At 39.0% G+C, this 26,067-nt stretch carries 20 protein-coding genes and 3 tRNA genes; 17 read left to right on the top strand and 6 right to left on the bottom strand.

From position 1 onward, the window contains the following. Positions 1–190 precede the first annotated feature (190 nt). Positions 191–862 (top strand): carbonic anhydrase, encoded by a 672-nt coding sequence (locus FHK88_RS06135; RefSeq protein WP_227429857.1) that lies wholly within the window; start codon positions 191–193, stop codon positions 860–862. Positions 863–892: 30 nt separating this feature from the next. Here the strand turns inward: FHK88_RS06135 and ykgO are convergent, their stop codons facing one another. Both ykgO and FHK88_RS06125 read right to left on the bottom strand, forming a co-directional pair. Beyond that, the gene (gene ykgO / locus FHK88_RS06130) at positions 893–1,033 is read right to left on the bottom strand and encodes a type B 50S ribosomal protein L36 (protein WP_227429856.1); all 141 of its coding nucleotides are present in this window, start codon (positions 1,031–1,033) and stop codon (positions 893–895) included. Between the two features lie 678 nt (positions 1,034–1,711). After that, positions 1,712–2,215, bottom strand: a complete 504-nt coding sequence (locus FHK88_RS06125; protein ID WP_227429855.1) for a hypothetical protein — start codon at positions 2,213–2,215, stop codon at positions 1,712–1,714. A gap of 468 nt (positions 2,216–2,683) precedes the next feature. Between FHK88_RS06125 and gloA the strand changes: the two genes are divergently transcribed. Together gloA and FHK88_RS06115 are read left to right on the top strand one after the other, a co-directional pair. Further along, positions 2,684–3,244 (top strand): lactoylglutathione lyase, encoded by a 561-nt coding sequence (gene gloA, locus FHK88_RS06120; protein WP_227429854.1) that lies wholly within the window; start codon positions 2,684–2,686, stop codon positions 3,242–3,244. Between the two features lie 126 nt (positions 3,245–3,370). Further along, entirely contained in the window at positions 3,371–4,348 is a 978-nt protein-coding gene (locus FHK88_RS06115; protein WP_227429853.1) for a mechanosensitive ion channel family protein, read from the top strand. Positions 4,349–4,463: 115 nt separating this feature from the next. Here the strand turns inward: FHK88_RS06115 and FHK88_RS06110 are convergent, their stop codons facing one another. The 3 genes from FHK88_RS06110 to ribA form a co-directional block, all read right to left on the bottom strand. Further along, the gene (locus FHK88_RS06110; protein ID WP_227429852.1) at positions 4,464–4,922 is read right to left on the bottom strand and encodes a c-type cytochrome; all 459 of its coding nucleotides are present in this window, start codon (positions 4,920–4,922) and stop codon (positions 4,464–4,466) included. A gap of 275 nt (positions 4,923–5,197) precedes the next feature. Beyond that, positions 5,198–6,175: an oxygen-dependent coproporphyrinogen oxidase gene (gene hemF / locus FHK88_RS06105; protein WP_227429851.1), complete on the bottom strand. Its 978-nt coding sequence runs from the start codon at positions 6,173–6,175 to the stop codon at positions 5,198–5,200. A 138-nt stretch (positions 6,176–6,313) separates the two neighbouring features. Continuing rightward, positions 6,314–6,982 carry a GTP cyclohydrolase II gene (gene ribA, locus FHK88_RS06100; RefSeq protein ID WP_227429850.1) on the bottom strand — a complete coding sequence of 223 codons (669 nt, stop codon included), beginning with the start codon at positions 6,980–6,982 and terminating at the stop codon, positions 6,314–6,316. Between the two features lie 500 nt (positions 6,983–7,482). On the opposite strand from ribA, the gene dxs reads away from it, so the two are divergent. Both dxs and FHK88_RS06090 read left to right on the top strand, forming a co-directional pair. Continuing rightward, positions 7,483–9,630 (top strand): 1-deoxy-D-xylulose-5-phosphate synthase, encoded by a 2,148-nt coding sequence (gene dxs, locus FHK88_RS06095; protein WP_227429849.1) that lies wholly within the window; start codon positions 7,483–7,485, stop codon positions 9,628–9,630. Positions 9,631–9,812: 182 nt separating this feature from the next. After that, positions 9,813–10,646, top strand: a complete 834-nt coding sequence (locus FHK88_RS06090; protein ID WP_227429848.1) for an inositol monophosphatase family protein — start codon at positions 9,813–9,815, stop codon at positions 10,644–10,646. 109 nt (positions 10,647–10,755) lie between these two features. On the opposite strand, the gene FHK88_RS06085 is transcribed toward FHK88_RS06090, so the two are convergent. Next, positions 10,756–11,562, bottom strand: a complete 807-nt coding sequence (locus FHK88_RS06085) for a DUF4442 domain-containing protein (protein WP_227429847.1) — start codon at positions 11,560–11,562, stop codon at positions 10,756–10,758. 391 nt (positions 11,563–11,953) lie between these two features. Here FHK88_RS06085 and FHK88_RS06080 point away from each other — a divergent pair, with 391 nt between their 5' ends. The 12 genes from FHK88_RS06080 (at position 11,954) to FHK88_RS06025 (ending at position 26,065) form a co-directional block, all read left to right on the top strand. Further along, the gene (locus tag FHK88_RS06080) at positions 11,954–13,492 is read left to right on the top strand and encodes an McrB family protein (protein WP_227429846.1); all 1,539 of its coding nucleotides are present in this window, start codon (positions 11,954–11,956) and stop codon (positions 13,490–13,492) included. A 22-nt stretch (positions 13,493–13,514) separates the two neighbouring features. Beyond that, positions 13,515–14,921, top strand: a complete 1,407-nt coding sequence (locus tag FHK88_RS06075; RefSeq protein ID WP_227429845.1) for an McrC family protein — start codon at positions 13,515–13,517, stop codon at positions 14,919–14,921. A 179-nt stretch (positions 14,922–15,100) separates the two neighbouring features. Beyond that, positions 15,101–15,177, top strand: a tRNA-Pro gene (locus tag FHK88_RS06070). Between the two features lie 84 nt (positions 15,178–15,261). Continuing rightward, positions 15,262–15,338 (top strand) — tRNA-Arg (locus FHK88_RS06065). Positions 15,339–15,380: 42 nt separating this feature from the next. Further along, positions 15,381–15,456, top strand: a tRNA-His gene (locus FHK88_RS06060). Positions 15,457–16,488: 1,032 nt separating this feature from the next. After that, positions 16,489–17,466 (top strand): AraC family transcriptional regulator, encoded by a 978-nt coding sequence (locus tag FHK88_RS06055; protein ID WP_227429844.1) that lies wholly within the window; start codon positions 16,489–16,491, stop codon positions 17,464–17,466. A gap of 300 nt (positions 17,467–17,766) precedes the next feature. After that, complete coding sequence (locus tag FHK88_RS06050) at positions 17,767–18,714, top strand: hypothetical protein (protein ID WP_227429843.1); 948 nt, start codon at positions 17,767–17,769, stop codon at positions 18,712–18,714. Positions 18,715–18,907: 193 nt separating this feature from the next. After that, a complete protein-coding gene (gene gspF / locus FHK88_RS06045; protein WP_227429842.1) occupies positions 18,908–20,122 on the top strand; it encodes a type II secretion system inner membrane protein GspF in 1,215 nt (404 codons plus the stop codon). Between the two features lie 278 nt (positions 20,123–20,400). Continuing rightward, entirely contained in the window at positions 20,401–20,865 is a 465-nt protein-coding gene (gene gspG / locus FHK88_RS06040) for a type II secretion system major pseudopilin GspG (protein WP_319800157.1), read from the top strand. Positions 20,866–21,450: 585 nt separating this feature from the next. Continuing rightward, complete coding sequence (locus FHK88_RS06035) at positions 21,451–23,763, top strand: protein-disulfide reductase DsbD domain-containing protein (RefSeq protein ID WP_227429841.1); 2,313 nt, start codon at positions 21,451–21,453, stop codon at positions 23,761–23,763. Positions 23,764–23,848: 85 nt separating this feature from the next. Then, complete coding sequence (locus tag FHK88_RS06030) at positions 23,849–24,424, top strand: DUF3465 domain-containing protein (RefSeq protein WP_227429840.1); 576 nt, start codon at positions 23,849–23,851, stop codon at positions 24,422–24,424. A 156-nt stretch (positions 24,425–24,580) separates the two neighbouring features. Next, on the top strand, positions 24,581–26,065 hold the full coding sequence (locus FHK88_RS06025; RefSeq protein WP_227429839.1) for a phospholipase A: 1,485 nt from the start codon (positions 24,581–24,583) through the stop codon (positions 26,063–26,065). Positions 26,066–26,067: the final 2 nt, after the last annotated feature.

Here is a 26,067-nt window from a genome sequence, read left to right as displayed (position 1 = left end):
GTTGACAGTGAGTTTGCTTGATAGCACTTCATAGGTTACTTACAAAGTCATAAATCAATAAAACCTGCGCTACCAATCAGGGTGTTGCAGGTTTTTTAGTCTTTTGGTGACGGCTTTTATTTATGAGCCATCTATTTTCTTATTAAACATTTTGTTACAATATTGCCGAGAATAATTTGAGGCAGGCAGTATGGATTCCAACCCAAAATCAGCAGTATATACAACAAAATCGCTACAGCGCCCAACGACAGGTAGTCAGGCATTACAGTTATTAAAAGAGGGCAATGAGCGCTATGTACATAGTCTCAATGATGCCAATCCAATGATGCAAAAGCGCCCTGCATTGATTCATGAGCAAGATCCATTTGCCATTATCTTGGGCTGTTCAGATGCACGCGTACCTGTAGAGATTGTTTTTGATCAAGGGCTTGGTGATTTATTTGTCATTCGTGTTGCGGGCAATGTGGTTGCACCATCACAGATTGGCTCAGTTGAGTTTGCCGTTGAAAAGTTTGGGACACAGTTGGTTGTTGTACTTGGGCATTCACATTGTGGTGCAGTAACGGCTTGTGTGGAGACACTACTGAATCCTGAGCAAAACTACTCACCAAACTTGCAGTCTATTGTTGATCGTATTCGCCCCAGTGTTTACAACTTGCATGAGTTGGCATCAGCAACGGGTGCAGATGTAGATAAAGACATTCTAATAGACCGCTCTATACGTGCAAATGTGCGCATGTCCGTTAGTCAGTTAAAGCATGGTTCTCGGACGTTAGAAGATATGGTTAGTGCTGGTAAGCTGTTGATAGTTGGGGCAGAGTATGACCTAAAAACAGGTCAGGTACATTTTCTGCCCACTTAATATATGTGCTTGGTTAGTCAGTGATAAGTTTTAGCGTTTTTTACTGCGCCCCTGTACTGCTTTATAGCGTCCGTCTGTTTTATTAATAACAAATACCCGTCCACGTCTGCGAACAACTTGGCAGTCAGGGTGGCGTAGTTTAGCACTCTTTAATGAGCTTAATACTTGCATGGCTCTCTCCATTGTCTGTAATGAAAATTGAGTAGTTGGTAAATTTTAAAAAGAACGCTAACTGTAGTGAAAAGGATAGCGTCATTTAATACTTTAAAATACCTAATATAATTGAAATGTTATAACATAACAATTGATTATCATAGATGATATGAGAATAATTATCAATAGTTATATGTAACAATGTAATATAGTTGGAGAAAAGCTGTGCTTCAAGAACCACTGAACAGCGATGGTGTTGCTATTATTTATTGTATAACTTACTACGGCACTTGGTTGAGTCTGTATTTGCTTTAGGGTCTGCTGAACATTCATCTTTATAGGGAAAATTGAGATACTTTTAATAAATAGTGTTTTAGTCAAGGCAAAGCACGCAGGTAGCTGATTCATCTAGATGGGATATTAACCAGTTCATTGATGCTTCATCATGCAAATTTAGCCAATTTCTACATGAAAGTAAAAAAAGCGCTATTCTCTGTAGATATTAGCCTAACGGGATGACAGTTCAACAGATCCTAGACTGTTTCAACTATATAAATGCTGTAGGAAGTTAAAAAATTATGTTTGGTTGGGATCTTAGTACAGTAAATAGGGGCTATTATATATACAGCCCCTTGCCTATATATTTTATTGATATGTGTATTGGCTATGGGGTAGGGTTTGGATAGTTGTTAGGTTTTAGCTCTTATCAAATAGCCCCATAGCTACATGTAGGGCAGGATTCACATCTTTACTATTAACACTGTTATTGGCTTGGTGTGGTAGTGGTTGAGACGGAGTATATCCTTGACTTAAATCACTTGATGTTGATTGTGAGTCATTTAAGGCTGAATGCTTGTTTGAGTAACTTTGCATTTCTGCCTTATTGGTATTTTGTACAGGATGATTGTCAGTTAATCCAAATAACTCGTCAAATAATGGAATAGAATAAGAAGATTGGCGCACAGGTTTATCAACATGATATTTAAGTAAGTTTAGCGCGACTAAACGTGTGAGGTTCACATGTTCATATAGCTCTGCAAACAAATCTTCAATTTCTGATTTCAGCTCATTATCGCTAGTATCGTAGTGTGCAACCATCTCTAATACAGCTTTTTCATTATCTGTTAAATCTATATCTGAAGATAAGAGATTTTGCTTTGCAAGAGCAGTGCAAGTAAAATGTTGAATAGCAATGGCCATAGAATTATCCTTTTTCGTTTTGAACATTACAGTATTTTAATTCATCATCCTAACCTAAAAGCACACTGTAGTCATACTTTAATAGGATAATACTTAAACATTTAAATGCAAGTAAAATTTATTTAGTATGTGTATTGTATCAGTATTTTTTGATTTAACTTGACTTAGTAGTGATTAAATATATACAAATGCTTTGTTAGTTTGGTTAAACAGTACAATTTTAGTTCATGGTATGATAGCTAGTATTCTGCCTATTTTAGAGCCTAACAGATGAACTATGATACTTAGTTGACTTATAATATCTGCTTTCCCATAAATTTGGATGATTCTTTAGAAATTTTGGACTTTCGAGTCTTAATCTATTGTAACATTTAGTAATTTTATAGCAAGTGTTAGGATTTTATAGCATCATTTGGTAAGTTAGACTTTGATTTATTTAGAAAAAATTGACTATGTAAGGAGTTTACTATGAGTAAGAGTGTTATAACTACTTCTGTACAACCTCAGCCTTCTAATAGTGTACAGATAGATGGTGTTCAGCCCATTGCTGCTCAAACTCAAGGGTTTACATTTAACCATACCATGCTTCGAGTTAAAGACCCAAAGAAGTCTTTGGCATTTTATACAGGTGTTATGGGTATGACACTGTTATGTGTTAAAAAGTTTCCAGAGATGTCATTTGATTTGTACTTTTTGGCGCAGTTATCAGAAGAAGAGCGTCAAAATCTTCCAGAGGGAGATGACTTGGCTATCCATGCGTTTCGCCAGCGTGGTATTTTAGAGTTAACCCATAATTATGGAACAGAGAATCAGGCTGATTTTAGTTATCATGATGGTAATGCTGAGCCTCAGGGGTTTGGGCATATTTGCTTCAGCGTGCCAGATTTAGAGGCCGCAGTGGCTTGGTTTGATGCCAATGATGTGGTCTTTAAGAAGCGTCCAGAAGACGGTAGTATGAAAAATATTGCGTTTATTAAGGATGTTGATGGTTATTGGATAGAAATTGTACAGGCAGATTTAATGGTTTAATGTGCTTTATGGTTGAGTCGTCGCAGTGTTGATGGCTTATATTGTGTGTGATTGACTCAATATTTGAATCAGACTGTGTTCGACTGACTCTATTTTCGGATTTATATATAAGGAATATATCTTATTATGCCCACTCCAAGCATGACTCAAAATGTTAAACAAAATGTCGTTGAAAAGGTCAGCGAATATCAGACCATTGCTTCTGCAGCTCATGATATGTTTGCTGACTTTATGGAGCGAGTGCCTTATTTTATCGTTGCTTTTACTGTCTTTTTGATTTTTTGGGCAGCATCAGCACTGTTTAAAAAAATAATCATCAAGGCGCTTAGCAGTAATAAATCTCATCGCAATTTGATTAAGGTCTTTCAGCGTGTTGGCGGTGCATTGATTTTGTTTATCGGCTTTATGGTCGCTATGGTGATTGCTATTCCAGGGTTTACACCTGCTAAGCTGATTGGTGCATTGGGTATTGGCTCTGTGGCGATTGGTTTTGCATTTAAGGATATTTTTCAAAACCTATTGTCAGGGATTTTATTATTACTATCAGAGCCATTCCGTATCGGAGATCAGATTGTTTCAGGTGATTATGAAGGTACAGTAGAGGATATCAAGGTACGTGCGACGACGATTAAAACTTACGATGGTCGTCAAGTTGTGATTCCCAATTCGGACTTATATACGGCTGCACTAACGGTGAATACTGCCTATAAGCAGCGCCGATTACAAGTTGATGTTGGTATTGGCTATGATGATGATATCCGTACAGCGAAAGCAGCGATATTACAGGCGTTAGACAGTGCTGAGACAGTATCTCGCCGTGCTGAACCTTCAGTAATTGCCACTGCTTTTGGTGATTCAAGTATTGATTTGACCGTGCGCTGGTTTATTGATAATGGTACACAAGCCAATAAAGTAGCTTCTATCCATGAGGTGATTGTGTCGATTAAAGATGCCCTTGATAATGCTGGTGTCAATATTCCTTTCCCCATCCGTACTTTGGATATGGGTGATGCCTCGGTTAATGCCATTGTTGATAAACTGACTAAGCAACAAATGACAACACAAGCACAGTCACCATCATCTGAACATAAAGCGCCTGAATAATGGCAGTCATGATGGATATCTGTCTTTATATATTGAAGTAAATAAAAATAGCGGCTATTGTTTAGCCGCTATTCTTTTAATTAAGTTCAGTATTAAATATTAAGTATTTGGTAGCTTAGTTAGGTTGCTTATATGTTGTATGGCACGATTTACAAGAAGCCCCCACTTCTTTAAAGGCAGACTCAATATCAGCGACGCTGGTTGCATTTTGGGCATCAGCATTTAGCTGTGCGGTTGCTTGCTCAAACTTTTGTGCTTCTGCTTCAAAGCCAGTACGGTCTGACCAGACAGCATCAGTAGAGCCACCTTTAGCATTTTCATCTTGGAAATGCTGCCAAGGCTTAGAGGCATCTTCAGCCATAAAAGCAGCTTCTTCTTGGAATTTTTGTGCATCAAATGTATCAGGGTTTTTTACCATACCACCCATAACTTGCATGGCATCGCCCCAGTTTGACATGATATCTTGACGTGCTTTAACACTCTCATTTGAGCCTGAACCAGTATTACTACAGGCACTGAGCATAAGACTGAGAGGTAATAGTACGGTGGCTAATAGGGTAGGTTTTATCTTCATAAAATCTCCTGTTGGCTAATATTAGACGGGTATAAGATGATTAGTGCTAGAAGTCAGTGTTATTTTAGACACTGATACACAATGCTTTTAAAGCGGTTTTAAAACGTTGTTTTTAAAGTGTTGAGTATCCTTACATTTGGACGATTGTGTTACTATTCCATGATGGAATAAAAGCTTAACAGGTTCTTATTCTATGTTATCTATTTGATAATTCGCAAGAAATTATTGTTAAGCTTTTGTTAGAATATGTCTATGGTAGGGGTGTTTTAGGTAAGCTATACGTCTTTATTATGGATATTTAACCAGTCACGTGGTTTGAGAAAATAGGTGGTCAATTGCTCTTCTGGAGTACCGACTTCTGGCTCATAGCGATAGTGCCAACTGGTTAAAGGTGGCAAGCTGACAAGGATGGACTCAATGCGTCCGTTACTTTGTAGTCCAAAAAGTGTGCCACGGTCATAGACAAGGTTGTATTCTACATAGCGTCCACGACGATAGAGCTGAAATTGGCGTTGTGCCTCGGTATAAGGTGTGGTTTTGCGTTTTTCAAAGATGGGTAAGATGCCATCAAGATAGCCTTGTCCAACGGCTTGCATAAAACGAAAACAGGTGTCAAAGTCCCAGCCCATACTTTCTGTATTTACATCATCATAAAATAGTCCACCAATGCCTCTTTGCTCATCTCGGTGACGTAGATAAAAATATTCATCACACCACTGTTTAAAGTCAGCATAGACCGTTTCACCAAATGGTGCACATAGGTCATGACAGACTTGATGCCAGTGCTGACAGTCTTCAATAACAGGATAAAAAGGTGTCAGGTCAAACCCACCGCCAAACCACCAAATTGGTGCTTCTCCCTCTTTGGTAGCCACAAAAAGACGAACATTGGCATGGCTGGTTGGTACATGGGGATTTTTAGGGTGAATCACCAAAGATACTCCCAGTGCTTGAGCTTCGCGTCCTGCAATATCAGGGTGGCGCGCAGTGGCTGATGCGGGTAGGTTTTTGACGTGAATATGACTAAACATCACCCCACCTTTTTCAATCACTTTGCCATCAGCTAAGACACAAGAGCGCCCACCACCACCTTCTTCACGGGTCCATTCATCAGCAATAAACTTGGCAGTGCCACCTTCTGATGCCTCTAGAGAGGCACAGATTTTTGCTTGTAAATCAAGTAGGAACTGTCGAACTTGTGCAATATGAGCATCTGTAGGATGGTTATTGTGCATATTTTTTGTTGATGTCATTTGTGTACTCCATATCTGGAAGTCATGAATATGTCATATTTATTATTGAGTCATCACTGTCATGTGTGTATGGTTAAATAAATACAGCTAATATGACTGATAAGACATTAAATGTGAAATAAGCGCTATTTTCTACGGCTAGTTTTCTACTGGTTGAAAGGTTAAATTGGGGTCTAATATATGTCCCATCTTATCTCGTTTGGTATTGAGATAAGCATTATTATGAGGATTAACACCCACAACTAAGGGTACTCGTTCAACAACTTCTATTCCTAATTCAGTGAGATAGTCCATTTTTGCTGGGTTATTGGTCATTAAACGTACTTTGCTGATACCCAGATGTGCCAGCATGGGGTAGCACATATCATAGGTACGTGCATCTGCGGGTAAGCCCAACATTAAGTTGGCTTCAAGCGTATCATGCCCTTGGTCTTGTAGAGCATAGGCACGGATTTTATTGGTAAGACCAATACCACGACCTTCTTGACGTAGGTATAATAATGCGCCACAGCCTGATTCTTGGATAAGTTGCATGGTGGCATTAAGCTGAGGGCCACAGTCGCATTTTAGTGAGCCTAGGGCATCACCAGTTAAACATTCAGAATGGATACGTACCAGTGGAATGGGCTGTGAATGGTTGCATTCTGGTGCATCATGCTTTTGAGCGTCACTTTGTTGAGTTTTACTAAGGGGCAGTCCCACCGTTAGCATGACATGCTCCTGACCATCTTCATTTTCAAATACATGAATGTCAAAGTCACCATAGCGGGTCGGTAGCTTGGCTTGGGTAATAAATTGATAGGACAACTTTTGCTCCTCTGTCGCTCCTAAGCGCTTTTAAATAATCTGTTATTATATCGTCAATTGCGAATAAAACCTACCATCGACTCAACACGCTTTGGACGTAACATAGCCATTGATTATGGCAACAATCAGCATAATAGATAAAAACGGATAAGGCGATATATCAAAAAAGATGCTATCATGCCACACTATTTTATTTTGACTATTCATACATCGTATCATACGCCTAAATTGATAAGGCTATCTTATTATAGTGGTTTATTAATGAGGTGGTAGAATTTACGCAAACTGCTAGGGACTCCTTTTAGCATCAGAGTTTGGGTTAGGTTTTGTCGAATTCATGATAAATCCTTTGGATTTTCATTTAGCAAAGCGATACTATGATGAGGTATTGATTTAGATAGGTCGTTTAGACAGCATAATGAGCATGGTCAGTTTTGACTTTATTTGCGTCCTTTAGTTTAGTTTTTGTTTCTTTAGTTTGGTTAGGTACATAACGCTTTATGCAGCAATCGCAACATTCTTCACAGTCGTCGTTTGATGTTAGTGACAATCGTCTTGATAGTGACGATGTTACCACTTCATCAGCACATGAGACGCCAGTATCATCTGAATTGCCAAACCTACCATCATTACAAAGAGTATTTGATGCGATACCAAGCGTGCGTCCGCAGACACCTTTATTAGACAAGATTGATTCACCACAAGACTTATCCAAATTGAGCGAAGCGCAGTTAATCACATTGGCAGACGAGCTGCGAGAGTACCTGCTATATTGTGCAGGGGTTAGTGGTGGTCATTTTGGGGCAAATTTGGGTGTTATTGAGTTAACCATCGCCTTACATTATTTATTTGATACTCCAAATGATAAGCTAGTATGGGATGTGGGACATCAAGCTTATGCGCATAAAGTTTTGACTGGACGACGAGAAAAACTACTCAGTATTCGTGCCAAAGATGGATTGACAGCGTTTCCTGAGCGTCATGAATCAGAATATGACTGTTTTGGAGTCGGTCATTCTTCGACAGCCATTTCAGCAGGTCTTGGCATGAGCTTGGCTCTGCGTCATCAAAAAAAGTCTGATAAAGTTGTGTGTGTTGTTGGTGATGGTGCTATGACAGGTGGTATGGCATTTGAAGCAATGAATGATGCAGTACAACAAAATGCCGATTTATTGGTCATCCTCAATGACAATGATATGTCTATTTCCTGTGCCATTGGTGGTTTTTCACGTCATTTAGCGATGCTTTGGCAGGCTGGTTATCAAGTGGATATCAGTGCCTCAGGCAAGCCAAAGCTCAAGCTACGTCCAGATATGAACTTTGATGATCGCCGTGCTAGACATGGTGAGAGTCGCAAAATTCCTCAAGTAGCGGATAACTTAATTCGGGCGATTGGCTTTACTTATTTTGGACCTTTTGATGGGCATAATCTGCCTGAGCTTATGCGTGTGATTCAGCGTGCAAAGCAGTTGTCAGGTCCTGTTTTGATTCATATTTATACCACTAAAGGCAAAGGTTTTCTGCCAGCAGAGCAAGACCCTGTCGGCTATCATGCCATTGGTAAGTTACCAACAGAAGAGCAGGCATCAGAGGATAGTAAACAAGGCAATTGTAGTGAGAGTGAGGTCAGTCAGCATCGCAAAAAATATTCGCAAGTTTTTGGTGAGTTTATTTGTGATAAAGCTGTCAGTGATACTGACTTGATGGCAATCACACCAGCAATGGAAGAAGGGTCGGGTATGACAGAGTTTGCCCATCAGTTTCCAGAGCGTTTTTTTGATGTTGCTATTGCTGAGCAACATGCTGTTACGTTAGCTGGTGGTATGGCAACGCAAGGTGTGAAGCCCATTGTGGCAATTTATTCGACTTTTTTGCAACGTGGCTATGACCAGCTTATTCATGATATTGCCCTACAGAATTTAGATGTACTATTTGCTATTGATAGGGCAGGCTTGGTTGGTGAAGATGGTGCGACGCATGCTGGTGTATTTGATTTGGCATTTATGCGCTGTGTTCCTAATATGGTGATAGCTACACCAAAAGATGAAAATGAATGCTATCAGTTGCTTAATACTTGTTATGAGTATCAAGGTCCTTCTGCTGTGCGCTATCCTAGAGGTCTGGGTGTTGGAGCAGTGATTCAAAAACCTGCACAGTGTTTTGAGGTCGGACGTGCGGTTATCGAAGCTGTCTATGATGCTGTAAGAACAGATAGCAAGGTTAAGCAAACAGACGATATCAAAGGCAACCCATCTAAAAAAGTTGCTTTGTTGGCATTTGGAACAATGGTGGCGACAGCAAATGAAGTGGCACAAATTTTAGCAAATCAACAGGCTTTATCCGTTACTGTAGTGAATATGCGTTGGGTAAAACCGTTAGATACAGATATGTTGCATCAGCTTGTGGCTCAAGGTGTGACACATATGGTGACACTTGAAGAGCATGCGGTGATGGGTGGTGCAGGTAGTGCGGTTAATGAGTATTTTATTAATCAATCTGCCACACAATCAGTCATGACGAATGTGCCTCATTTATTAAATATTGGTATTCCTGACCGTTTTATTGCGCATGGTAGCCATGAGCAACAGTTGGCAGATTGCCAGTTAGATAGCGCTGGTATATTAGCAAGATTGACTCAGTGGTTATAACCACTGCTTTGGATGGCAGTTTGACTGTGATTTATCCAATGTATATTTGCTAAACTATGGTGCATTAAACTGGGTATTGTCTAGGGTTTATATGATTATCAATAAATCCTAGCCCTAGTAATGATGCCTAATCAATCAAAATTATTTTATAACTTTTTCATTAACAAGATAGTGGATACCTTATGGAACCTATGGTCGTGATAGCAGTACGTGCTGCTCAAAAAGTCGGTGCAGAAATTTTAAAAGCTCACCAAAATCGTCATAAAATCGAGCTGGATATTCAGTCAAAGGGTTTAGATGGTTTGGTTACCCGTATTGATAGATTCAGCGAAGAGCTCACCATTGAAACGCTTAAATTTAATTATCCTAATCACTCTTTTTTAGGAGAAGAGTTTGGGTTGCAAGAAGGTCAGGGGAATGATGCTGATTGGTGCTGGGTGATAGACCCACTAGATGGTACACATAACTTTGTGCATGGTGTGCCACATTTTTGTGTGTCAATTGCAGTTCAGCATAAAGGTGTGACCGAACATGGTGTGATTTATGACCCAGTGCGTGATGAGGTCTTTACTGCCAGTCGTGGTAAGGGCGCACGCTTAAATCAGCGCCGTTTGAATGTCACTGACCAAAAAACCATTGCCAAAGGATTATTTTCAACAGGACATCCATTAGAGCGTAAAGTTGGTAACGAAGTCATCTCTTATGCCAAGGCACATTTTGAGACATTGCAAAGAATCTGTGAAGAAGGCGGTCAGGTGCGTCGTTTGGGCTCAGCAGCGCTAGACTTGGCATATGTAGCATCTGGTCGATTAGATGGTTATTTTGAGATGTCATTAAAGCCTTGGGATATCGCAGCAGGTGAGCTTATCGTCAATGAAGCACGTGGTATTGTGGTCGACCATAAAGGCGCACCCAATGCAATGGAGACAGGCTCTATATTTGCGTGTAATGTTAAGCTGTTAAAGCCATTGATGCAGATGGTTGTGCCTGTATGGGGCGATGCTGTGCGAGGCTAGTGAGTAGATATTAATATCAAACAAAGCCAGCTAGATATAGCTGGCTTTTGGTTTTTTAGTATCAGTAATGCTGTTTGTAAAGTGTTCTATCTGTTCTACTTACTCTATTTTACTTCTCACTCGTATCATTCTCAGGACTATTTTTTGAGGATATGGAGCTGTCAGTAGGCGCACTGTCTATCTCAGAAGGTTTAGAGTTATCTTGGTCATTGGCAAGAGAATCACTGTTGGTAGTAGACTCTGATGATTCTAATGCTTTTGATTCTTGGTTATTTTGCTTGTTGCCGAGTTGACGTTGTTTTAGCTCTGATTTTGGTATCCATGCCCAAGTCATTTCAACGGTGATGGGGTCGCGTTTGTTGGTATCAGTGCTACGGTCTTCTATCACACAGGGTATGACCATTTCACCTTTTGGTGTGTTAAGGATATGCAGACGCTGTTCGTCAGAAAGTGTGGCGATGGCGGCAACTTGTCCTTTTTTGAGCGGACGATAAAAGTTTACTTGATAGGATTTTACCAATAGCACTCGGTCAGAGGGCAGATTTAGCCCTAAGATAAAGCCAGTAGCTGTTTCAGCAAGCAGGGTGACAGCGACAGCATGGACAGTGCCAATATGATTCTGCACATTTTTTTCGTTATCAAGACTGACGACAATCTTGTTGTGTGAGACAGATTCATAATACACACCTGTTGTCCCTACAAATGGTACAATTTTACCAAATGCGGTGGTCAAAACTTTTGCACGTACACTGTTAGGTAGATATTTGGTAATGGCTAATATTTTACTAAATTGATTGTTGACAGGCTTTAGACCAGTAGATTCTGAGGTGTCGCTTTGAGTGTTAGGGCTTTCTATATTAGACATGTTGTTATTATCTTGGTTGCGGTTGGTTAACTTACTAAATAATGAAGTCATGTTCATCTTCCTAATGAGTGATGCTGTGCATGCCTTGCGCATTTTAACGTGCTAGGTGGTATTCAGCCAGTTGCTTTACTGTACTATGGGGTCAGAGCGCTTGATTGTAATTAAGTCATAATTAGATGTTATTTCAACATTTTTTGCAGTGAATTTATATTAGGCTCTGTTGAACATTTAATCCATTAGGATAATATTTGTAAGGTATGTAGCTACTTACTTTGGTGTAAAAATTGGTTAAATTTTTCTTACTCGGCGTTAATGAACTGGTTCATACCTCAATATTAACTGTATTCATTGCCTAATTAAGCCAAATTGCCCTCAATTTTTCCTACAAAGATAAAAGTTCAACACATCCTAGCATTCTTTTTTTATTATTGTGATTTTGTCTATGTCTTCTTCCTTTGCAACAAGTTTTCTTACAAAGTTACCAAGTCAGCCAACCAACTTAATTTTAACAGGGGTGGCAGGGACTGGTAAAACACACCATTTATTACAGATTCAGAAGCTTTATGATCAGGCATTACCAGTAGAAACGGCAAAGGTGACTCAGCAAATATTAGCAGAGGTTAGCTGGCGTGAGGTGGTGTGTGCAGTATTGCTTCTGGAAGATAGAACGATGAAAGTACGAGAAATTGTGGATCATGCTTTATTTCAAGCAAAAGCACGAGCAAACAAGCGCACAGATAGTCTGTCACAAACGGTATGGAGTGTATTGCAAACATACGGCAAAGTATTAGAGAAAGAGACTCATACAAAGACAAACAGTGATAGTGCTGACAAATATGGTACATATGGCACACAAGCCAGTGTCAATTATTTTGCACAAAGTAGTGATAAATCATGGTATTTGCTAGACGATATGAAAAGCCATGTGGCTCAGTCTTTAGCAGAGATATTAGCGGTTGCTAAGTCACTACAGTCAGCGGAGTCAGTCATGTCTACCTCCACCGCCACACACACAATTTCTCGCAGTATGTTGGTTAGCTTTCATCAGGCTTATGGTTATGATGAGTTTGTAGAAGGTATCCGTCCACAGTTAGATACACAGACAGGGCAGATGCAATATCGTATTGTATCTGGTGCATTTTTAACATTATGTCAACGTGCATTGTCTGATCCTGAGCATCGTTATGCCATGTTAATTGATGAGCTAAACCGTGCCAATGTGGCACAAGTTTTTGGTGAGTTGATGAGTGCTATCGAGCCTGACAAACGGGCAGGGCAGAAAAATGCCATGTCGATACATCTGGCGTATTCAGGTCGGCAGTTTAGTGTGCCAAGTAATGTTGATATCTATGCCACCATGAATGGGTATGATCGCTCTTTGGTTGCTTTAGATATGGCGTTTCGTCGTCGTTTTGAGTTTGTTGAACTACTGCCAACGGGAGCTGTATTGGCAGTGATTACAGATACATTAGGAGAAACAGTAGACTTGGCACAAATTTTAGAGGCAATAAATCAGCGCATTCAAGTATTGATAGGTGCAGAGGCACTACTAGGGCATGCTTTTTTATATGGTGTGCAGAGCATGCAAGATTTAGCTTTGGTGATGGCAAGGAAAATTTTACCGCAACTGATTCATTTGACTCAAACTATGATGACAGCACCACCTATACAAGTGTTATATCAAATTTTATATGGTGATATTGATATGACGCAGGTTCGTTTTCCTTTACTGATAAGTGCAAATATTCAGGAGCAGAGCGTACAAAATCATCATTTTTCTAATCATCAAGACTCTATTTCTAGCTGGAGTATGAGCCATCATTCATCACCACAACTACAATCACAACCACCCAAAATAGCACCAGAATTATTGCAAGCAATTAATGTAAGTACTGTTAGTGAGCTTACTATAGATACGCAAGATGCGAATAACCCCTACCTAAGCGCAGAGCCTTATCAGCAAATTTATCAAATCGGCTAAATATGGAAATGATGATAAAGCAATGGAAAAGATGATTTGTCTGGAGCATCAAATACTAGAGCAGAAAGATTTTGCCCATCAGCAAGATTTTGAGTATTTATTGTCGCAAGACCTGCCCTGTTTTACCTTACGTTTTTATAAAGGTATGCCACAACTTCTGGTTCGTCACTATCTAGCAATATTGCGGTTACCAAGTGGTCAATACCTTGAAATTTTGCCTAAAATCACCTTACAAGATATACAACAACATAAGCGCTTAGCCTTAGAGCAGAGTGCACGTTTTTGGATAGCAAGGATGTTAAAGCGTATCGCAGGGCGTTTATCTATGCAACCATTGCAAGTGACAGGTGACTATTCACGATTAGCACAAAAAGAGCTGACAGAGACCCTGCCACCTTGGTATGTTCAGTTATATCATGACTTTACAAATTTGATAATTAAGGTGAGCCAATGTTTACCTCGACACTATCAAACACAAAGACAAAATGCCACACAAATACAGGGCAAAATTAACTTTAAACAACAGATAAAGCATAATCTACATCGTCCACACTATATCATCTCTGAGCGTGAGCAGTTACAAGACAATGAATTATTGTGGCAATTTTTATTAACAGGTTGGCATTGTGCAAAAACTTGTTTATATGCAGACATACCAGATGTGATGGCAAACCAATATCAACGCCTGTATAACACTGAAATGTCATCACTTTTTGACATAACAAACCATCATCTATTAGCAGTGACACAGTATCAGTCAGCGTATCAAGCCTTACAACAGCAACAAGCTGGCTGGCAGAATCAATGCAATACAGAGCAAAGACAGTTTATTTATCGAGCCATTGAATGGGCATGGTGGTTTCTGCAACCTCGTATAGCCTCAGCAGACACACAAGGTTATCTACCACAACCTGCATTTATGCTTAATATGCCTTATGCCTTTGAGCTGTGGGTAACTGAAAGTTTGCGATATCAATTACAGACTGCTAAATCTCCCTACAAGCTACAGGCACAGCCAAGTTATGATTGGCTAGTAATGGAAGAAAACATGGGAGGAATAAAATCACAAAAAAATTGCCGACGGATACAGCCTGATATTTGTCTTATAAGGCAAAAAGATACTGAACAAAGAAATATTGAGACAGAAGCTCAAAATGCTCAGATTACTCATGTTATTGATGTTAAATATAAATCACTATCTCATAGCAGACAGATAGAAGCATCAGATTTATACCAGCTTCAAGCGTATCAGCACCATCTTCACGCTTCACAGGCTTGGTTGGTATATCCTGCCAATGCACAATTTCAAACACCGATTTTGTTACACCAGCTATCACCATCACGGCGAAGACAAAATATGACACAAACCATGATGATTGTGCCTTTTTGTGTGCAACAAGAAAAGTTATTGATTGATTTTTTGATATAAGTACAGGTAAAATCTACCTCATCCATAAAAAATTGGATAAATTATAAAAAAAATGAAAAAAGGTGTTGACAGGATATCAGATAGTCATTATTATATGCACCTCGATAGCGATGATGATTAACACAACATAAGGTGTTAATTTTACTTAAAAACTTCATCACTATCTACAATAGAAATATCGGAGTGTAGCGCAGTTTGGTAGCGCATCTGGTTTGGGACCAGAGGGTCGGGGGTTCGAATCCCTCCACTCCGACCATCTATTTCAAGAGCCTTACAGGCTTTTTTTTATGTATTTATTCCAGTAGAATCTATTCATATTTGGATAAATAGTAAGCCTTGAGCGCCTGTAGCTCAGTTGGATAGAGCATCTGCCTTCTAAGCAGGTGGTCGCAGGTTCGAATCCTGCCAGGCGCACCATTTTGCCTGCAAGTCTTGTCACCTCTTTGACAATATCTTATGGCGGCTGTAGCTCAGTTGGTAGAGCCCCGGGTTGTGATCTCGGTTGTCGTGGGTTCAAGTCCCATCAGTCGCCCCAATTTCCTATCTAATTTCATCACCTCTCCTTATTAGTATCTGACATTTATTTGTTTCAGATGTTCATTTTATGCTATCTATTGCTACTCTTTTATTTTAAATATTTTTAATTATTTTTATCTATTTATTAAACATAACATTCCTTTGTTTGTTTTCCATACAATAATTTTTCTTAATAATGACTTTCTATATGACAGTATAGAATTATTTATGACAGAAATATGACAATATTTCATAACAAAAGTTCATTATATTGTGCTAAATATCATAAAGACTAATTAAAATCGTTACCTTACTTTATAATAAGTATATGTATACCAAAAGAAGTTCTTGGGCTACTATGAGGGAGTCTATGAGATCGGCTAGCAGTTATTTTATAAAAACAGTATTAAATAAAATCCGGATATAGCAGTGTATCTGAGAGGGTAGCAGTCAATAATTATTTTAAATAAAAGGCTCCTATGGCGGTGTCAGAATTGGCTATGAAGTTGCTATTTTGATAAAAAGAGTTGTTAAATTTTAGTTTATATTTTTATAACAAAAAATAGACTTTTGTTTGTTTTTATTCTTGCGGTACTTATTCCAATTATTACAGATAGCTGACTACTATCTGTTTTTGTGAATACTTTCATGATTCTTTTCGTGGCAATCGTCTTTTTATTTTTAATCGCAGTCCATAGTGATAAGTTTAACTTGTGTTCATTGCATGGGTTGGTTATTTTCGCATTTTAATTCTTAATCTATATGCCGATTAAAATTATATTTAAGTATAGGTGTGTGGGCTGTATTAATGCTATTGATAAGTATTATTTGATAATGTGGAGGTTTATCATGTGCGTCCTGTGTACGGTTTGATCGTGCAATAGTGATAACAGTAAAGCTATCTATTAGTTTGTAACATAGCCCAAAAGGAATGCTCAATATTCGGTGAGAATATAAAACGCCAAAGCATAAATATAATGGTATTGATAAATAATAGGTTGAGAATATTTTACTGAGATGAGTTTTATATAAGTGGTAAAGGAAGGTATTAATGGACGCATTAAGCATGTTATTAAAGAATGTGCATTTGTATGAGACAAAATATTACTGTTTAAAGGGAAACGACAAATGGTCATATTCGCTAGCGCGCAAAGATACTATTATTTTTTATTTGGTTCTCAAAGGTGGATTTTGTATAGAGATTGACGGTATTCAGCGACAGGCTAGTACTGGTGATATTATTATGATTCCACATGCTAAGTATCATGTAAGCTATGCTATGGAGCATCATGGGAAATGCGCTAAGGCAATTGATGATTTATTGACACAAAGTGATAATAAGCCAGTACAGATTAATGACACTCAGGGTATGTGTAATGCTGATTTGGTTTTGGTTGAGTGTTCGTATGATAAAGAAGTGACACGACCTTTATTATCAGCATTACCTGATATGTTACCAGAGCATGGGCATCAATCAAAAACTGGGCGGAAGGTACTAGATATGGGTATGGAGTTTTTGTCCATTGAGTCAAGAGAAGAGCGTTTGGGTAAGTCAGCAATGATTAACCGTTTGGCAAGTCTATTGATGATAGAGTGCTTGCGTGCATATATTGAGAGTTTACCTGATGCGACAGATAGTTGGCTACGGGCGCTCAAAGATCCCTATTTAGCAAAGGCATTGGCAGTAATGCATAACTCTCCTGAGCAAAGCTGGACGATTAATCAGCTGGCTGAGATTGTGGGGATGTCACGTTCTAGTTTTGCAGAGCGTTTTAAGCAAGTAGTGGGTATGCCTCCATTGACATATTTAATAGATTATCGTATGCGTTTGGCAGCGCGATATTTGCGGTTACAGCAAAACAGTATTAGTCGTATTAGTGAGCTGGTCGGTTATTCTTCAGACTCTACGTTTAGTCAAGCTTTTAAGCGTGTTTATGGAATTTCACCTCGAAGTTATCGTCAAAAAATGATTGAGGAAGGACATTTTATAGGTGAATATAACGATGCTAATACCTCAGATGATGAATAGTTGATGAGATGGGTTTGGTGACAAAATATGTCAACTGTATCTATTCATCAGACGTAGGATGTCACTTTTGATGGTGAATATTTAGTATGATAGGGTGATGATTTCCCAAAAAGAGTAAGGCTTATGCTTTACTCTTTTTTTTATGCTTGTTGTTATAGGTATTTATGGTGGTATTTATCTAATTTAGCATTTATAGTGATAAATGATAATTATTGTCAGTGGTAGTCAGTTTAAGATGGTGTTTGATGTGACTTTATAGATAAGACATTGAGCCAGTGTACGATGACGGTGAGGCTAGTTATGAGTAGTAGTAAAAGTGCCAACAGTAATCAGGAGATAGCAGAGACTATGTTGGTAGTCAATGAAGAAGTAGATAATAAAGAAGTCTCTGATGAGCAGATGATCAGTAAGGCGACATTGATTGCTTTATTTGAAAAGATGCCTTTACCAATTATTAATGCTACAGATAAGAGTAGTTTAGAACAGGTTCAGGAGCAGCGCTTGGCTCTATATCAACAACAAAGAGAGCGTACAGCCAGTTTATATCTTGCACCAGAAATGATACGTCCTACTTATTTGATTCCAGTATTGCGTCAGCAGTTTTTGGAGTATCAACGTTTTTTGATGTCAAAGCGTTTGGACCAAAGAGGTGTGGTAGACACGAGTCATCTGGATTTATTGTGGAATCAGTTACATATTGTGGATGATTTGATTACCCAGATTGTTCAGAGAATGCCAGCACAACGCCCGACAGGTTGGCAGATTAGTTCAGGGGGATATAATTATTTACGTTTACCGACAGTAGGTCGACAGCGTATTCAGCAAGCCATTGCAGATCAAGGCAGTCTTAATAGCTATGTTCTGGGTCATTTTGGTGTGATGAGTTATACCAATGATCGAGCTTTTTTTATTGGACACTGTTTGGGTTACTTATTTTGCTGTTATTACTTGGCACATTTATCTATTCCTTATGGTGTGACCCCATTACATAGAGGTCATGTAGTTGGTTATGATTATGCCACATTGGATACGCCTCAGATGGTACGATTGCTACAGGCGATTGATGAAAGCTGTAAGAAACGTATTTATCAGCTGGCAGTTGTTTGTGCTCGTTTGAGTGATTATCGGACAGATAAACGTATTGAAAAGATGTTGATTGCAGAGGTGAATGGCTTTGATAAGAAACAACAGCAACAGCATTTAGATACGTTGTTAGAGCATGGGTTAATGCCTGATGCGCTGGATTAAGATACTGGATTGCTTATGTATAAAATAAGTGGTAATAAATAATATTAAAACAACTATATCGTAATCTGCGTGTAAATCCGTTATTATCTGTCAGTGATTGAGATGACGGCTATGATCTCTTTGCTAGTTGAGTTAGTAGTAATGTCATGGTTTGAGAAAATATTGGATATTAGAAAATACTGGATAAAAATGAATGCCTGCTTATCATTATAAAGCATTAGATCCGTCAGGAAGCATGCAGAAAGGTGTGCTACAAGGAGATTCTGCACGTCAGATACGCCAGCAACTACGAGAAAAATCTTTGTTACCAGTTGATGTACAAGTGGTGCAAGATAATTCAGGAGCTGATGGTAGAAAGGGACGGTTTGCCCAAAAGGGTATTTCTGCTTATGATTTGGCTTTGGTGACGCGTCAACTTTCAGTGTTATTAGCGGCCGCTATTCCCTTAGAAGAAGCGTTGGCATCGGTTGCGAAGCAGGCACAAAAGCCACACATAAAATCTACCATGCTAGCAGTGCGGTCGTTAGTATTAGAAGGTTATAGCTTTGCGAATGCGCTAAAAAAAGCAACCAACTTTCCAACGCTATATGTTGCTACCATAGCTGCAGGTGAAAAGTCTGGTCACTTGGATTTAATTTTAAATCAGCTGGCAGATTACACGGAAAATCGCTTTGCCTTACAAAAGAAGATTCAGGGAGCAATGGTCTATCCGATTGTATTGATGGTAATGGCTGTCTCAGTCGTGATTGGTCTAATGAGCTTTGTAGTACCAAAGATTGTCAAGGTTTTTGAGCAGTCAGACCAAGCGTTACCATGGATTACTCAGGTAGTTTTAGCTTTATCAAACCTGATTACACAGTGGTGGTGGCTGTTATTAATTATTATCGCTGTTGTGGTGATACTAGGCTATCGGTTTGCAAAAACTGAAGTGGGAACAAGTCAGATAGATAGATGGATTTTACGTTTACCAATATTAGCCAGATTATCAAAAAGTCTAAATGCAGCACGTTTTGCTAGTACTTTGTCGATTCTTGTACGCTCAGGTGTACCATTAATTGAGGCGCTACAGATTGGTGCGGCAGTAACAACGAATGTACATATTAAGCAAACTATTTTGCATGCGGCAGATAAGGTAACAGAAGGTGCTAGTTTGTCTAGCCAGCTAGAGTCCTCTAGTTATTTTCCACCTATGATGGTACAGATGATAAAAAGTGGTGAAAACTCTGGAGAGCTAGATAATATGCTTAGCCGAGCTGCAGATATGCAAGAGGCTGAAGCAACTAACTTTATCAGTACTTTATTATCATTACTTGAGCCATTGATGTTGGTATTGATGGGTGTTGTGGTGATGATTATCGTAATGGCAGTGATGTTGCCAATTGTGAATATGAATGATTTAGCAGGATAAGTAGGATGTATTATCTTACTTAAATATGTGCCATAAACGTAAATGGTTACACATGTTTTTCCTCAAGGTTGGGTTTTGTTGATTCATCCGTATGGGTAGTATCTTCTTGCCTATCACAGAAAAATCTGTGATAAGATTTTGACAGTGATATTGTTGGTGGAATGATATATCATCAGCACTTTATCATGCTTGGATTATAAGATTGACATATTTTATATATAAAGTATGTTCTGGAACTAAATGCTTTTTACGCTTTTATACAAAATAGATGATTTATTATGATGGAACAAAATAATAACGTAGCTTTTACACCACTAGCCATAACCGCAAAGATGCAATCAGGTTTTACACTGATTGAGATTATGGTTGTGATTGTGATTTTGGCAATTTTGGCAGGTTTGGTTGTGCCACGAGTCGTTGGACAAAGTGATAAAGCACGTGTTAAAACAACCGAAACGGTTTTAGTTGCGGTGTCTAATTCTTTAGATTCTTATCGTATTGATAATGCTCGCTATCCTACGACAGCTCAGGGTTTAGATGCACTGATTACACCACCAGCAGATGCGAAGAATTATCCAGAAGGTGGCTATATCAAGGGGGGCTATCCGACAGATGGTTGGGATAATGAGTTGCAGTATGTATCTCCTGGAAGTGAAGGTCGTCCATATGACCTTTTTTCATTAGGTGCTGATGGCAAACAAGGCGGTGAAGGGCTAGATGCTGATATATATGCTACTCCTTAGGGATGCTAGAAGCGCGTCAATATAATGCCCATCTGTCTGATGTTGTATGGCTTGTCATGATTATAAATAGCATGGGCTATAAATTATTATGGTCATGCCTAAATACAATGTTATATTGTATAGCAGTATTGAAGATATTTTGATATGTATACTCTGACTTAATCATATGTTAAATAAACTAATTCTAGTTTTGAAGTTTATTAATTTTATCTAAGCTTTATCCTATCTTACTATTATTCATCATTGGGTATTATGTCTTTAGTTTTTGAGCTGAAAGAAGATGAAAAGTAGGATATGTTTAAGGCTATCTTGTCCAATCTAGCATTTCTAATACTTTTAGAGTTCTAGCTATAGTTTTATTTTTTGCTTTTCTGCTTGTATAAGACTGACTGAGTTTGTGTGCTTTATATTAATGAAATGGTTATCAAAATTAGTCAGTTTTTTATAAAGTGATGGTTCAATAGACTTTAGTTATGAGCGAATACCCCTATTCTAGTAACTTCTTTTTTATAGTGATCTGAGGATCGTTTAGGCTAGTAGCCATTTCTTAACGATTTTCACGATATTTTGAGTGTGTATATATTTATGATGCCTCTATTTTCTGTATTCAAAAAGTCTCAAACTCATAAAGCATGTGCAATCATGCTGATGAGTTTGATGAGTGTTGGTATGGTTTCGGGTGCGCAGGCTGAAGGGCTAGGCGCATTATTTGATACAGCTACTACAAATAGTAGTCAAGGTAAGTTTTTATCTGTAGATCAGGCATTTACAGTAACGCCATCTGTACAAGGTAATCAGCTGACAATACGGATGAATATTACGCCAGGGCATTATATTTATCGTGATAAGGTTAAGCTTTCTTTACCAGAGGGGGTAACAGCAAGTGAGTTGAAGTTTAATCAGTCCTCACATTTTGTTAACGATCCTGATTTTGGTCGAGTAGCAGTTTTTGATCAGCCACAAGTCACAGCGACAGCAAGTCTGACTAATAGTACAGCACAAGCGCTCAATGGTGCATCTTTGTCTGTCGGCTGGCAGGGATGTGCTAAAGCAGGTCTGTGTTATCCACCACAAAAACAACCTGTGACCTTCTCATTGCCAGCTACGGACAATAAACGTACAGAAAGTAGCACACAGGCGAATGATAATAAAGCCAGTGCTAATACCAGCACTAATAATAAAGCAACAAATAATACTTCACCTACTTCTACGCCACAAAATTCTACTCAAAAAATCCCACCTGCTAAAGTAAATAGTGCGTCTACAGAAACAGCAAAGGTACAAGCCTCAGCAGTACCATCACCTGTTCAATCAAAGACAGCAGCAAATTCAAGTGCGAGCCAGAGTGGTGGAGAGCGTAATAGCCAAAGTCAAAATACAGATACGCCTATCAATGGGTTGTCTTCCATACCAGCAACCAATAATAGTGAAGATGCAACATCTCTAACTCAGCCTAATACCTTAGACGGGAATGAACAAGAAGAGGCGGTGATAGTACAGCCTGAGCTAGGAGATGATATCTTAGTACAAGAGCAAGAGGCTACGCCGGCCAATACACAAGATATTGTGACAGCAGAACCAGAAGCCGGCACATCTGAACTAGAAAATACACTGGGGAATACAGATCCTTTTGGCTTATCGGAGCATCCTTGGCTTGCGTTAGGCTTTTTGTTTTTGGCAGGCTTAGGGTTGGCGTTTACTGCCTGTGTATATCCGATGATACCAATTGTAGCAAATATTGTTGCTCATCAACATAAGCCAACAGCCCTTAAGGGGTTGTTGCTGACAGGCGGATATGCACTGGGTGTGGCAGTTGCCTATGGGGTTTTAGGTGCAATAATCGCAATATTTGGCACGCAGTTAGGTATTATTGGTTGGTTACAAAACCCTGTGATTTTATTGACCTTTGCGGCAATCTTTATCCTGCTTGCCTTATATATGCTAGAAGCCTTTACTATCCGCTTACCACATATGATTAGTAATAAACTAAATGCCATTAGCCAGTCGGCAGATAGTAAATTAGGTAGTTTTAGTGGTAGCTTTTTAGCAGGAGCTTTATCAGCGTTGGTTATTTCACCTTGTGTCTCAGCACCACTATTTGGTGCATTGACAGCGGTGTCGACCATCGGCAGTCCTGTCTTAGGATTTGCAGCTTTGTTTATGTTGGGACTGGGATTATCTTCGCCATTATTACTTTTAGGAGTTACTCAGGGCAACTTTATGCCCAAAGCTGGTGTGTGGATGGTTTGGGTGAAGCAAGGCTTTGCACTATTACTATTTGCAGTGGCACTATTACTAATTGAGCGAGTGTTCGCTTCTGCATTGATGCTGATTGCTTGGGGTGCATGGTTTATGGTTGTTGCCATGTGGGCGTGGACATGGCGTGGGCGTGGACTGATGTTTACTCGTGCCTTAGGTGTTATTGCGGGTATTTGGGCGGGGTGCTTAGTCATTGGTGCAGCATTGGGTAGTGATGATAGCTGGCAACCACTTAATAGATTGATAGCATCTAATAGCGCTGCTGTTGCGACTACTACTTCTGGCTCGATAGTCGCAAAAAAGGAAGTGAATAATACAGTCACTATGACTAGCTTATCTGAACTGGATGGTATATTAAGTAATCATGATAAAGTTCTTGTTGATGTGACTGCAGACTGGTGTATTGAATGTCGTATTATGGAAAAGACCTTATTTACGACACCACCAGCAGAGTTAGCAGATTGGCAAGTAGTAAAGCTTGATGTGACTGAGACAACAGATGACTCGAAAGCAGTGTTTGAACATTATCAGTTATTTGGACCGCCAGCCTTATTATATTATGTCGATGGTGTGTTAAAAGTACGCCAAGTAGGAGAGATTAAAAGAGATAAATTTGAACAAACTTTACAAACACTATAATATGATAAGGATTTAGGTGATATTAAAAGCTCAACTACTTTGATTGTGCTCCATATTTTATCAATGAAAGGTAATGAATAGACTTATGAATAAGAAGCAAGCAACAAGCCTATTCATTATCTTTGCCTTCTTTTTAAGTAGTAGTATTGGTTGTGAAGAGCAATCGATGAATATGGATATTTTCGAATTTACCTCCGATGAGGTTGTCGAGTCTATTGCGATAGATAGTCAAGTACAAGAAGAGAAAGCTAATCACTCAGTTATTAAAAAAGTGCTGAGCAATAATAATAGTGAGCATAAAATTGAGCCTGTATCTTGCCATAATCACGATATTGTCACCTACTTTGCACAGGCGGACTCAGATAAAAAGGTTAAAGTCTGTGGTAAAGTTATTGAGCTTTTAGCAGATGAGAATCATGGCAATCATCATCAGCGTTTTATTATAGAGCTAGATGGTGTTGCTCCTAAGCATCATGTCCTGATTACACATAATATAGAGCTAGCACCAAGATTAGATAATCTCAGCATTGGTGATACTGTGATGGTGTATGGCATATATAAGTATAATATGCAAGGTGGGATTATCTATAAAACCCACCATGACCCTAATAATCATCATCAGTGCGGCTGGATTGAGTTTAATAGTCGACGCTATCAGTAGCCATCCAAACAATATAGAGCTGTGTTGTCAGGCGTTATCTTATCGGTTTCTATTTAAAGTTTGCGATGAATACTTACGAGTCAGTATTTACCCAGATTCTCCTTAATTGTATTATAATTTATTGCAAATTATTACAACTCTATTTATGGAACAGGTATGGCACTTCCTCATTTCCACCCTTTTTCTTTAAGCTGCCTTACAGTAGCATTAATGACAACAACTACTACCAGCCAAGCTGCTCAGATGCCATCTACAACAGTAGATGACTTATCTACTGCACATCCGCCAGTATCAGTGGTGCAGTTGCCTCCAACAGACACTACTATTACAAATTCAGATAGTCAGAATATGAGCTATGATACAGCCATAACCCAATCTTCTGGAGAATATGATAATAATGTTAATACAGTAGTTGCAAATAGCAATGTAATAATAAAAACTTTACCTGCCGATGCTGTAGATCTATTTGCACAATGTGCCAGTTTACAAGTAGATGCTGCGCGCCTTGCTTGTTATGATAAAGTCGCAAATGCAGGTACCGTAGCGATTCCCAGCACTAAAAAGCCACTTAATATAACAAAAACCGTACAAGCAAGCTGGCAGACATTAAGTCCGCAGCTGGTTCTTGCTTCTGATGATGAAGACACCGCTCATGATAATGAGCGATTGTCTACGACAGATACAAATGTAAATACATTAACTAGCACACATACCCAGACAGTATCAGCAACAGACGCATTAGTATCAGCGCCCACAATGACAGATAGTGAAGCTCAGATACTTGCCAAAGTTGGTGTTACACCTTCAGATATTGGTCGTTATACACCACTTAGTTTGTCTTATGACTTGGATAAAAATAGTGAGTTAGGATTATGGTCTGCTCGACCATATAATCCCATGTATATATTACCCGTTTTTTATGGTTTTAACCCCAATCGCTCACCGGGAACACCTACTCAAGAGACTGTATATTATGACGAAGATCAGCAGCGTAATCTGGAGTTAAAGGCTCAGCTGTCTTTTAAAACGAAAGTAATGGAAGACCTATTTGATACAAATGCTGACTTGTGGTTTGGTTATACGCAGCAAATGCACTGGCAGGTCTATAATGAAAACAACTCTCGCCCATTCCGCGCGACTGACTATGAACCAGAATTTTTCTTGACCCAGCCAGTAACAGCAAACCTACCATTTAATGGACGGTTGCGTATGCTTGGAGCAGGTGCAATCCACCATTCTAATGGTCAGTCAGATCCACTATCTCGTTCATGGAACCGGCTATATTTAATGGGTGGTATGGAGTGGGGTAACCTATCGGTCATTCCACGAGTGTGGACACATGTCAAAGCCAGTGATAGTAATAAGCCAAGTGATAATCCAGACATTACAGACTATTATGGATATGGTGACTTAAAAGTATTATATGACTTTGGTCAGGGGCATTCTCTCGGAGCTACTGGACGCTATAACTTTGCAAAACAAAAAGGTGCGCTACAGCTAGACTATATACATCCATTGACAGATGAGATTCAAGGGTTTGTTCAGATCTTTCATGGCTATGGGGAGTCCATTATTGACTATAACAAATCCACCACAGCAGTTGGCTTGGGTGTAAGTCTTAATGGTTGGAAAGGTCTATAAAT

Origin of the sequence: Psychrobacter sp. I-STPA6b (assembly GCF_020662265.1) — a bacterium.
Classification (GTDB): Bacteria; Pseudomonadota; Gammaproteobacteria; order Pseudomonadales; family Moraxellaceae; genus Psychrobacter.
Note: the sequence above shows the minus strand (reverse complement) of the source record. Positions and strands in the feature narration are given on the sequence as shown.

Excerpts from the sequence above, each read along its gene's own strand:
- FHK88_RS06135 (WP_227429857.1), top strand. The coding sequence starts at position 191 with ATGGATTCCAACCCAAAATCAGCAGTATATACAACAAAATCGCTACAG.
- ykgO (WP_227429856.1), bottom strand. The coding sequence starts at position 1,033 with ATGCAAGTATTAAGCTCATTAAAGAGTGCTAAACTACGCCACCCTGAC.
- FHK88_RS06125 (WP_227429855.1), bottom strand. The coding sequence starts at position 2,215 with ATGGCCATTGCTATTCAACATTTTACTTGCACTGCTCTTGCAAAGCAA.
- gloA (WP_227429854.1), top strand. The coding sequence starts at position 2,684 with ATGAGTAAGAGTGTTATAACTACTTCTGTACAACCTCAGCCTTCTAAT.
- FHK88_RS06115 (WP_227429853.1), top strand. The coding sequence starts at position 3,371 with ATGCCCACTCCAAGCATGACTCAAAATGTTAAACAAAATGTCGTTGAA.
- FHK88_RS06110 (WP_227429852.1), bottom strand. The coding sequence starts at position 4,922 with ATGAAGATAAAACCTACCCTATTAGCCACCGTACTATTACCTCTCAGT.
- hemF (WP_227429851.1), bottom strand. The coding sequence starts at position 6,175 with ATGACATCAACAAAAAATATGCACAATAACCATCCTACAGATGCTCAT.
- dxs (WP_227429849.1), top strand. The coding sequence starts at position 7,483 with ATGCAGCAATCGCAACATTCTTCACAGTCGTCGTTTGATGTTAGTGAC.
- FHK88_RS06090 (WP_227429848.1), top strand. The coding sequence starts at position 9,813 with ATGGAACCTATGGTCGTGATAGCAGTACGTGCTGCTCAAAAAGTCGGT.
- FHK88_RS06085 (WP_227429847.1), bottom strand. The coding sequence starts at position 11,562 with ATGACTTCATTATTTAGTAAGTTAACCAACCGCAACCAAGATAATAAC.
- FHK88_RS06080 (WP_227429846.1), top strand. The coding sequence starts at position 11,954 with ATGTCTTCTTCCTTTGCAACAAGTTTTCTTACAAAGTTACCAAGTCAG.
- FHK88_RS06075 (WP_227429845.1), top strand. The coding sequence starts at position 13,515 with ATGGAAAAGATGATTTGTCTGGAGCATCAAATACTAGAGCAGAAAGAT.
- FHK88_RS06055 (WP_227429844.1), top strand. The coding sequence starts at position 16,489 with ATGGACGCATTAAGCATGTTATTAAAGAATGTGCATTTGTATGAGACA.
- FHK88_RS06050 (WP_227429843.1), top strand. The coding sequence starts at position 17,767 with ATGAGTAGTAGTAAAAGTGCCAACAGTAATCAGGAGATAGCAGAGACT.
- gspF (WP_227429842.1), top strand. The coding sequence starts at position 18,908 with ATGCCTGCTTATCATTATAAAGCATTAGATCCGTCAGGAAGCATGCAG.
- gspG (WP_319800157.1), top strand. The coding sequence starts at position 20,401 with ATGATGGAACAAAATAATAACGTAGCTTTTACACCACTAGCCATAACC.
- FHK88_RS06035 (WP_227429841.1), top strand. The coding sequence starts at position 21,451 with ATGATGCCTCTATTTTCTGTATTCAAAAAGTCTCAAACTCATAAAGCA.
- FHK88_RS06030 (WP_227429840.1), top strand. The coding sequence starts at position 23,849 with ATGAATAAGAAGCAAGCAACAAGCCTATTCATTATCTTTGCCTTCTTT.
- FHK88_RS06025 (WP_227429839.1), top strand. The coding sequence starts at position 24,581 with ATGGCACTTCCTCATTTCCACCCTTTTTCTTTAAGCTGCCTTACAGTA.